The sequence below is a fragment of the uncultured Parabacteroides sp. genome (assembly GCF_947855115.1).
Lineage (GTDB): Bacteria > Bacteroidota > Bacteroidia > Bacteroidales > Tannerellaceae > Parabacteroides.
The window spans coordinates 65365-76029 of sequence record NZ_CANTZW010000023.1 but is presented as its reverse complement, the minus strand read 5'-3'; the positions used below and the strand labels follow the sequence as shown (position 1 = coordinate 76029).

Sequence of the window (10665 nt, the reverse complement as noted above, 5' to 3'; positions counted from 1 at the left end):
ACTTAGTTCCGCGGGAACTTAATAGCTATGCTGGAAGTATCAGACAATAATAGGGTAATTCCTTTTGGTTTAATCAAAGGTTCTTTTGAGGAGATATATGTGATGTATTCTCCTCGCATGTTGCGTTTTGCCAAAGAATATGTTTTGTCGGATGAGGAAGCAGAGAATATAGTACAAGATGTTTTCATGGTCTTGTGGGAAAAAAGAGAATTCTTGGATATACGGATGAGCATCTCCTCCTATCTGTTCTCGTTGGTTCGGAATAAATGCCTGGATTTCTTGAAACGGAAGATTGTGGTCGATACTTATAAACAAGAACTGACCATGAAAATGCAGGCTTTGGAGCAGATGGAACAAATGTACATGTCGGACGAGGAGATAGAACAAATCTTAACCACCGCTATCAATAAACTGCCCGAACGTTGTAGGCTCATATTCGTAAAAAGCCGTATAGAGGGAAAGAAATACCGGGAGATTGCGGAAGAACTAAACTTGTCGGTCAATACGGTTGAGAATCAAATGGGGCTGGCTTTGAAGAAACTCCGGGTAGAATTGCGGGAATATCTTCCCCTTTTTATTTTCCTTTGCCTTATTTCTTAAAAAATCTTTATTTTGAAAAGACCTATAGTGGTATATCCGGATAAGATCGTTCTTCCCACAAAAGGCGATTAAATGTATGATCTGATAATAAAATATTTTAGCCGGGAAATCTCAGAGGAGGAGAAGATACAGCTTTTCTCTCGCATGGAGAAGGATGAGTCGTTGAGACAAGAGTTTATATCTATCCAAAATCTGTGTGCTTTTACTGCGTGGAAACCTGCTAAAGACGATCGGTCTGAGGGTATCAGAAGACTGAGAGGTTTCAAGCGGATGGCAGGAGGGAAGTATACCTCGATCCGGAAAAAATATTTATTTATCGTAGGTTATGCCGCTTCCATTTGTGCCGCGGTATTCTTTACGTGGGCAGCCATGAAAGGCTTTGAAGACGGGCGATTGGCTCATCTAGAAGATTCCATGCGGTTTGAGGAATTCGAGACCCCTGCGGGACAACGGGCGAAAGTCACTTTAGGCGACGGTACGGTTGTCTGGTTGAATGCCCATACCAAGTTGCGTTACCCGAGCTATTTTGAGGAAAAAGAGAGAAGGGTCGAATTAAATGGCGAGGCCTATTTCGAGGTGGCTCATGACGAGAAAGCCCCTTTCGTGGTTTCCACGGAAAAACTGGACATAAAGGTATTGGGAACGAAGTTCAATGTTTCCGCCTATAATGGAGAGAAGGATTTTTCTGCCTATTTGGTGGAGGGGGCGGTAGAGGTTTACGGTCGCACGAAAGAGGTAGGCAGTCTGTTTCTTTCCCCGAATGAACAAGTCCGGTTGGTTGGCGACCAATTGGTGAAAGAGGTTTTTGGAGATAATGATTTTCTTCTTTGGAAAGACGGGATTTATGCGTTTGATGATACGCCTTTGCGTGAGATCGTCCACAAATTGGAACTCTATTATGATGTCAAGTTCGTGATTCGTGATCCTAGGTTGGCAGATTATAAGTTTAGCGGTAAGTTTCGTCAGCAAGATGGCGTGGAGAGCGTGCTCCGGGCATTACAAAGAATAGAGCGTTTCACGTTTGTGAGAGATGAGAAATCTAATAAGATCATCATTCAATGACAGAAAGAGAGTGAATTTGATATGGATTGTTAACCTAAAAAAGTTTGTTTATGAGGTATAATGACAGTTAACCTTGCGGGATTCCGCGGATTGGATTGTGTCCGCTGTTTTTGAATCAAATGAGAATTTTCAAATAAAGTAATGTGTGAATCTAAAAATTTATGAAAAGTTATGGGCAATAGATCGAAATTTCAGAATACCATGAAAATTTCAGCGGTCCTTTTATCTGCTTGTGCGTTCTCGGCCTTCGCGACTCCTTCGGATTCTCAGAATACGAGAGTTCGTATTAGCGGAAACGACCTGACAGTTAAGGAATTTATAGAGCAAGTGGAGGAACAGACCGACTATTTGTTTGTGTATAGTAAAAATGAAGTCAACTTAAAAGAAAAGCTTGATATTTCCAAGGGAAATAAGGAGGTCAGCCAATACCTGCGAGAGGCATTTGGAGACTCGGATATTAAATATGTGTTTGAAAATGGCTATATCGTATTGACGAAGACGAATCTCCCTTCAGTTTCCCAACAGAAGAAAACGGTGAAAGGTGTCGTGCGGGATAACAATGGAGAGGCCGTTATCGGAGCCAATGTGGTTATCAAGGGTACAACGACGGGATCGATCACGGATTTCGATGGTAATTTCGTATTGAATGATGTTCCGGAGAATGCTATTTTACAGATATCTTATATCGGTTTCCGTACCTTGGATGTTCCTGTCTCAGGGAAAAGTTCGTTGACCATCAAGATGGAGGAAGACTCGGAGAAGCTAGAGGAGGTCGTGGTAGTAGGTTATGGTACGCAAAAGAAGGGAGAGATCACCTCTTCCGTGACGAGCGTGAAAGCCGAAGACTTCAATAAGATACCGGTTGTCAATCCGATGTCGTTGGTCGAAGGACGTGTCGCCGGTTTGACGATATCCCGTGGCGGAACCGACCCGAACGGTGAGGTTAATATCCAGTTGCGTGGCGCTACCTCCTTGAAAGGAAATAATACGCCGTTGATTATTATTGACGGTGTGCCGGGAGATAAGAACTCCATGAATGCGATCGCCCCGGAAGATATTGAGGCTATCGATGTCTTGAAAGACGGCTCCGCTGCGGCTATCTATGGAACAAGAGGTAACAATGGTGTGATTATCATTACGACCAAACGGCCGAAAGTGGGTAACTCGCAAGTGACGTATTCCGGATATGTCATGCACGAAGGAGTCTATAAACGCCCGGAAATGCTATCGAGAAACGAGTACCTGGATTATGGGAAACGTTCGGGAAGTACGATCATAAAGGATTATGGAGATGATACGGATCCTTACGATATGATGCTGAACAAAGGGAACGTCAGCCACGTGCACAACGTGACGGCGAGCGGCGGTACGGCGGCCATGAATTATCGTGCGTCGTTAGGCTATCGTAAGAATGAGAGTATCGTGAAATATACGGATAGGGAGACGATCAATGCGGCTCTGAATATCAATCACCGCATGTTGAACGATAAGTTATTGCTTTCCTTCAACATGTCTAACTCTTTCACGAAGTCGAATCTTATCCCCGGTTATAACGACGCGGCAGATAACCCAACGGATACTCCTTCTTACAAGCACGATGAGTTCTACTCTGCGCTGATGAGGAATCCGACCATGCCGATTTATAACGAAGACGGCTCTTTCTGGCAGACGTATGCGGGTTATGAGGATTATAACCCGATAGGACGTATCGAGCAAAGAAGCACGAAAAAAGAATACAAGAACTTATTGGGTAACTTCAAGGCTACTTACGAGATATTGCCGGGTTTGAAGACTTCTGCGTTTGTTGCCTTGGAGAAGCGCGATGTATCGAGAGATAGCTATATAAGCCGTCTCGACTACTCCTCGGTGAAAGATAATACGAATGGAACCGCCGACAAACGGTATGAGAAATGGACGAACCGTACGTTGGAGTGGACCGCTGATTACGTAAAGAGTTTCAACGACGTGCATAACCTGACGGCCATGATCGGTTATAGTTACCAGGATTTTGAGTATGAGATGATGCGTATGAAGAATCAAGGTTTCTTGACCGATGCGTTCGAGACCAACAATATGGAGGCCGGATCATACTTAAAGGATGGCCGGGCGAGTATGAATAGCAAGAAGACGAAAAGCTCGTTGATCGCTTTTTTCGGCCGTGTGAATTATAATTTTGACGGGAAATATTTGTTCAGCGCCTCCTTGCGCCGGGAAGGATCCTCGAAGTTTGGAGCGGATAATAAATGGGCGTGGTTCCCATCTGTCAGCGCCGGCTGGATGCTGACCCGGGAAGCTTTCATGGAGAATGTGGATTTCTTAGACTTGCTGAAGTTCCGTGTTGGTTTCGGTATCACGGGAAGCTTGCCGGAAGATCCTTATATGTCCTTGATTAAATACGGAACAGGCGCGGGTAATTACAATGCGATTACGGGAACGTGGATCAACGCTACGTATGGACCTGGTAATAACCCGAACCCTGATTTGAAATGGGAGAAAAGTGAGTCTCTCAATATCGGTTTTGATTATGCTTTCTGGGGAGGACGGGTGAATGGTACCGTAGATTGGTATCAACGTACCACGCGCGACTTGATCTATGATTATACCGCCCAGCAACCGGCAGCTATCCACGATAAGATCATTACGAATGTGGGTAGTATGAAGAATGTGGGACTTGAGTTGTCGGTTAGCGTAGATGCCGTTAAGACCAAGGATTTCACCTATACGCCTTCTCTTACGTTCTCGTGGGAGAAAAATGAGTTGACATCTTTGTCGAACGATTTGTACAAGGCTAGTTACGCGGATTTGCATGAGATGCCGTCTCCCGGAAACGTAGGGCCGACTGTTCGCTTGCAAGAAGGACAACCTGTAGGTTCTTTCTACGGATATGTATGCGACGGTATCGATGAGAATGGCATGTGGAAAATGAGAGATCTGGATGGTAAGGAAGGATTGTCTATGGACGACCGCACGTTTATCGGCTGTGGTTTGCCAAGGTTCAAGGCGAGCTTGCAGAATACCTTTACATATAAGAATTTCGACTTTGGATTCTTGCTGAGAGGTATGTTTGACTATGAAATCTTGAATGAGGGAAAATTCTTCTTCGGAACCACGAAGTATTTGGATCAATCGGCTTCCAATGTATATAAGGATGCTTTGAACCATCCATTGAAGGATGAGAATATGTTCTCTAATTATTATTTGGAAGATGGTAGTTTCCTGAAAATAGACAATGTCACTTTAGGATATACGTTTAATTTCAACAATAATAAGTATATAAAGAACTTGCGTCTGTATGGAACGGTGACGAATTTGGCGACGATCACGGGATACTCCGGCCTGACGCCCGATATTAACGTGACAGGCTTGGAGGCTGGTTGCGACAGCCGTTCGTCTTACCCGGTCACTCGTACATTTAGTTTTGGTGTGAACGTAACGTTTTAAGTGTTGAACCTAAAAAAGAGAATTAATAATGAAAGCATTGAAACATATATGTCTGTATGCGGCTGCGGCTTTGACCGGGATTGCCGTTTTTCCTTCCTGCACGAACTTGGATGAGGAGATTTATAGCGAGGTGACGGCAGATAATTATTATAAGAGCGGCGACGAGGTGATATCGGCCATGATGCGTCCGTGGGGGCATTTCTGCGGTACGTTGTCTCCCAACAATTCTGTCTGGAAGTTCCAGGAACTTACGGCAGACGGGGTTGCTTGGCCGCAAAAAGGTCGTCATGGATACGACAATGGTAACTGGATCCGGATGCACCGTCATCAATGGACTCCTACGGATACCGAGTTGGAGAGTGCTTGGAATCTCTTGTATATGGCGATCGGATTCGCGAATAATCTATTGGCCGATTTCGAGAATCTGGATTTTGAGAAACTGAATCCGGGTATTAGCAAGGAACAGGCAATCGCGGAAATGAAAGTTTACAGAGCTTATAGTTACGCTTATTTGCTGGATATGTTTGGCGACGTACCTGTTGTGGAGACAATCAACGAGGTGAGCCCTCCCACGAAAACGCGCAAGGAGGTTTTTGATTTCGTGGAGAAGGAGTTGAAGGAGAATATCCCTTTGCTGTCCGATAATAAAACCACTACCTACGGGCGTGTGTCTAAATGGGGAGCGAACGCATTGTTGGCACACCTGTACCTGAATGCGGAGGTTTATGTCGGCACGCCTCGTTGGGATGATTGTATCGCTGCTTGCGATGAGATTATCAATAAGGGGAATTTCCAGTTAGACGCGCATTGGAACGATCCTTTCAAGGTTGATAATGATAAGAACTCGAAAGAGAACATCTGGGTGATCGTATACGACGAGACCTACGCCGCTGGAATGAATTGGTACACGTTGTGGTTTCACTACGCTATGCAAAAGGGATGGGAGCTGGAGAGTGGCCCATGGAATGGATTGGTTACGCAACCTACTTTCTACGATACGTTCGCGGATAACGACTTACGTAAGACGGAGGGCTTTTTGATCGGTAAGCAATATCCGCGTGTACAGCGTGACGACGGTACTTACTATTTTGATACGAACGCTACGCCACTGCAAGGTTCTGAGGAATATGTAGGGCAAGACCTGGTATTCGTGAACGAGATAAAATCCATGACCGAAGGAGAGGAGAACAGTGGAGCCCGCTCTGTGAAGTATGAGATCGTGAAGGGAGCCCGGGGAGATATGAGCAATGACTGGGTATTGTTCCGGTATGCTGATATCTTGTTTGTCAAGGCAGAGGCATTGATGAGGAAAAACGGAAATAAAGCTACGTCGGAGGCCGTGGATTTAGTGAATAGTGTCCGGCAAAGAGCTTTTTCGGAGGCTGATTGGGAAAAGGCAAAATATACCGTTGCCACGCTGACGATGGACGAGTTCCTTGCGGAAAGAGGACGGGAGTTCGCTTTCGAAGGGCTACGTAGACAGGACCTGATCCGATTCGACAAGTTTGTCACGACATCTTGGTGGGATAAAGAGGCTTCCAATGATGAGACTCGCGCTATCTTCCCGATTCCGTATAAGAAGCTGCAAGCCAATCCGAATTTGGTAGGTAACGCTGCTAACGCGAAGTTCTGATCTGTAGGATCGAATATATAATTAAGAAGAGAAGGTGTACCGGCTCTAGGTGTTTGGAAATCCTGGTAATCGTATGATTATCAGGATTTCTTCTCTTCTTTCAGAAAGAATGTTTTGGCTTATCTTTGTGCTTATATAGAAACGAATATCTATTCAAGGCGTTAGGATGCGTTAGAAACCTTCTCAAAGTAGGAAGCTTGTTTCTATTATATAAGAATACCATGCTTGTAGTAAACAGGTGCGATTATTCACAAGGGGAAGTTGAAGATTGCTTTGAAAAGAAAAGTTATAAGGTGGAAGTGGAGCAAAAGCACAAAGCTAACCAGCTTTCTCGTACAAATTCTGGATGGCAAAGGAGTTGTTTTAGATTCCTCTTGAAATAAAATCTTTAATTTCTTCCTCACTAGGCAACTGGACTTTATATTTCTGCACAAAAATATTGGGGTCTAATCCTGCTGTGGCATAACGAACTAAAGTATCGCCTTTTTCTGTACACAATAAGATGCCGATTGGCGGATTATCATCAGCCTGCATTACTTCAGCTTTGAAGTAGTTCAGATACATATTCAGTTGGGATGCATATTCGTGGTGAAATTTGTCAATTTTCAATTCCACGATGATATGGCATTTCAATATACGATGGTAGAACACAAGGTCGGCGAAGAAGTAATCCTCATCTATCAATATGCGTTTTTGACGAGCTTCAAAGCAGAAGCCGTGTCCCATTTCCAATAGGAATTTTTGTAAATTATCAAGGATGGCTTGTTCTAAATCGTTCTCTGTAACCAATGCCCGTTCATTTAACCCTAAGAACTCTAATGTCAAGGGAGTATTTATCACGTCCGCAGGCTGTAGCTGTGTGGCTTGTTGTTGTACTAATGCCGAAAGAATTTCTTTATTTTTGGATAATCCGCTACGCTCATAATATAATGAGTTGATTTGACGTTCCAGTTCTCTAAAAGACCAGCATCCCCTAATTGCTTCGAATTCATAAAAAGCACGTTTAGTCGGATTGTCTAATTGAGATATACTTTTTAAATGAGAATAGGGTAACTTGTTAAAGACCTTTTCGGGTGACAATGTCAATTCATTATTTTGTTTATCAATTAGTTGTAATTCAGAGGACGGCGTGTGCCGAATTGGTGCGATGAATTCGGCAGACGGTGTGTGCCGAATCTCCGAACCTGACATAACATAATGAAGAACCTCATCCTTTAGCTGTGGATAAGCAAGATATAAACGTCTAAACTCCCGAAATCTACGTTCATTTAGTCCTTTGGTATTTAGTTGTTTTTCCAACTTCTTCAAAAGCTGCTCACCGTAAGCCGCACGATCTTCTCCGTTTTGCTCAAACTCCACGATATAACAGCCCATAAGCCAATTACGGGAAGTTAGCGCAAGGTTTACAGAATGTGCTGCCTGTGCTTGCAGGGTATTCTGAATAGCACTGATATGATTAACTAATGATTCAAAGTTCATATTTCTGCTCTTTGTACAAAGTTACTATTTTTATTTTCAAAGCTTTAATTCGGGCAAACTATTAATTGCTTCTTCTTTCGTTTTATTCTCTGTCTTTGCTATACGTTACTGGTTTTATCCCGATTTGGGTACATAATCGGGGAAATATGCAAAGTGATTGATTTTCCTTTGTTTGTCTATGATTTCGGAACTTTGTACCGGCGTTGGGTACATCTTCTCTTCTTTGTCTTTGTCCGGTTAAATCCGGATATGGGTGTTAAAGTGTAATTTAAGGGTCGTGTGGTGTTGATAATTGAAAGAAAAATAAAGATTTTTCTTTTAAATCCTTTGCGCGTGTCAATTATTGTTCTACATTTGCAGCGTCAAACAAGAATAAAGACATTAAGAAAAAAATGATAAACAACGTATTGCATATTATTCTCGTGGTGGTCCTTCTAGTCATTAGTAGGTAAGGAGAAAGGTGTGTAAGAAGTTGTGAAATCGTAAAAATATTTCTTGAGCCTTTCTCCATATAGGGAAAGGCTTTTTTAGTATAAATAAATTTAGGTAGAGGCGTGTATAAAGCGCCCTGCGAACAAAAAATAGGAAAGAGATGAAGAATCCGTTAAGAAGCTCATTTAGCACCGAAGGCCGCAGGATGGCCGGGGCCCGTGCGTTATGGCGTGCCAATGGGATGAAAGAGGAACAGTTCGGCAAGCCTATTATCGCTATTGTAAATTCATTTACCCAGTTTGTACCGGGACATGTGCATTTGCATGAGATCGGGCAATTGGTCAAGGCCGAGATCGAGAAACAGGGGTGTTTCGCCGCTGAATTTAATACGATCGCTATAGACGACGGTATCGCTATGGGGCATGATGGAATGCTTTACTCGCTTCCTTCACGTGATATTATAGCGGATAGTGTGGAATATATGGTAAATGCCCATAAGGCGGATGCGATGATTTGCATCAGTAATTGCGATAAGATCACGCCGGGTATGCTGATGGCTTCCATGCGGTTGAATATCCCGACGGTATTTGTATCCGGAGGTCCGATGGAGGCCGGTGAGCTGGATGGCAGCCATCTGGATTTGATCGATGCCATGATTGAATCAGCCGATACGTCGGTAAGCGACGAGCGAATCGAGCGGGTTGAACGCCATGCATGTCCGGGCTGCGGTTGTTGCTCCGGTATGTTTACCGCGAACTCCATGAATTGCTTGAACGAGGCGATAGGCTTGGCGCTTCCGGGGAACGGGACGATCGTGGCGACTCACAAGAACCGTATCCAACTATTCCGTGACGCCGCTAAACAAATCGTTGAGAATGCCTATAAATACTATCGTGACGGGGATGATTCCGTATTACCGCGTAATATCGCTACCCGCCAGGCTTTCTTAAACGCCATGTCGTTAGACATAGCCATGGGAGGATCTACCAATACGGTGCTTCACTTATTGGCCGTGGCGCAAGAGGCTGGAGCCGATTTCCATATGGAAGATATCGATATGCTATCCCGGAAGACCCCTTGTTTGTGTAAGGTAGCCCCGAATACGCACACCTATCATGTGCAAGATGTAAATCGTGCCGGTGGAATTCTCGGGATTATGAATGAGTTGATGAAGGCCGGATTGGTAGACGGCGGTACGAAACGTGTGGATGGCCTTACCTTGGCCGAGGCCGTTGACAGATACGCCGTCACTTCACCAAACGTGACGGAGGAGGCGATCCGTAAATACAAGAGCGCTCCTGCTCATGAGTTCAGTATCCGGATGGGCTCTCAAGAATCTTATTATAAAGAATTGGATACGGATCGTGCGGGAGGTTGTATCCGCGACGTGGAACATGCCTATTCCAAGGATGGCGGCTTGGCCGTTTTGAAGGGGAATATCGCCTTGGACGGATGTGTCGTAAAGACCGCCGGTGTAGACGAGAGTATTTGGAAATTCTCCGGTCCGGCTAAAGTGTTCGATTCGCAAGACGCTGCTTGCGAGGGGATATTGGGCGGTAAGGTCGTCTCTGGTGATGTAGTCGTCATCACGTATGAGGGGCCGAAAGGAGGACCGGGAATGCAAGAGATGTTATATCCTACTTCTTATATAAAGAGCCGTCATTTAGGCAAGGAATGTGCCCTGATCACGGATGGGCGTTTCAGTGGCGGTACGTCTGGCCTCTCTATCGGACATATCTCTCCGGAGGCAGCTTCCGGAGGAGCTATCGGGTTAGTGAGAGACGGGGATATCATCGAGATCAATATCCCGGAACGTTCCATCAACGTGCGGCTGAGCGATGAGGAGCTAGACGAGCGCCGGAAAACAGAAGAGGCGCGTGGTAAGAAGGCCTTTACGCCACCGTTGCGTCAGCGTGAAGTATCAAAGGCGTTGAAGGCGTATGGAAAGATGGTGAGCTCTGCCGATAAAGGAGGCGTTCGTATTGTAGAAGATTAAACAACAAAGCAAATATTTAAGT

Annotated in this window: 6 protein-coding genes; 5 read left to right on the top strand and 1 reads right to left on the bottom strand. The window is 44.6% G+C overall.

What is annotated here, in order from left to right:
- The first annotated feature begins 27 nt into the window (after positions 1-27).
- From Q0110_RS13630 to Q0110_RS13615, 4 genes are all read left to right on the top strand, one after another.
- Positions 28-600, top strand: coding sequence for an RNA polymerase sigma-70 factor (locus Q0110_RS13630; RefSeq protein ID WP_297907371.1), 573 nt, complete (start codon positions 28-30; stop codon positions 598-600).
- 72 nt (positions 601-672) lie between these two features.
- On the top strand, positions 673-1662 hold the full coding sequence (locus tag Q0110_RS13625; protein ID WP_297907368.1) for a FecR domain-containing protein: 990 nt from the start codon (positions 673-675) through the stop codon (positions 1660-1662).
- Between the two features lie 201 nt (positions 1663-1863).
- Positions 1864-5103 (top strand): TonB-dependent receptor, encoded by a 3240-nt coding sequence (locus Q0110_RS13620; RefSeq protein ID WP_297907366.1) that lies wholly within the window; start codon positions 1864-1866, stop codon positions 5101-5103.
- Between the two features lie 28 nt (positions 5104-5131).
- Positions 5132-6736, top strand: a complete 1605-nt coding sequence (locus Q0110_RS13615) for a RagB/SusD family nutrient uptake outer membrane protein (RefSeq protein WP_297907363.1) — start codon at positions 5132-5134, stop codon at positions 6734-6736.
- Between the two features lie 363 nt (positions 6737-7099).
- On the opposite strand, the gene Q0110_RS13610 is transcribed toward Q0110_RS13615, so the two are convergent.
- Positions 7100-8215 (bottom strand): PDDEXK nuclease domain-containing protein, encoded by a 1116-nt coding sequence (locus tag Q0110_RS13610; protein WP_297907360.1) that lies wholly within the window; start codon positions 8213-8215, stop codon positions 7100-7102.
- 592 nt (positions 8216-8807) lie between these two features.
- Between Q0110_RS13610 and ilvD the strand changes: the two genes are divergently transcribed.
- Positions 8808-10643, top strand: a complete 1836-nt coding sequence (gene ilvD, locus Q0110_RS13605) for a dihydroxy-acid dehydratase (RefSeq protein WP_297907358.1) — start codon at positions 8808-8810, stop codon at positions 10641-10643.
- Positions 10644-10665 lie beyond the last annotated feature (22 nt).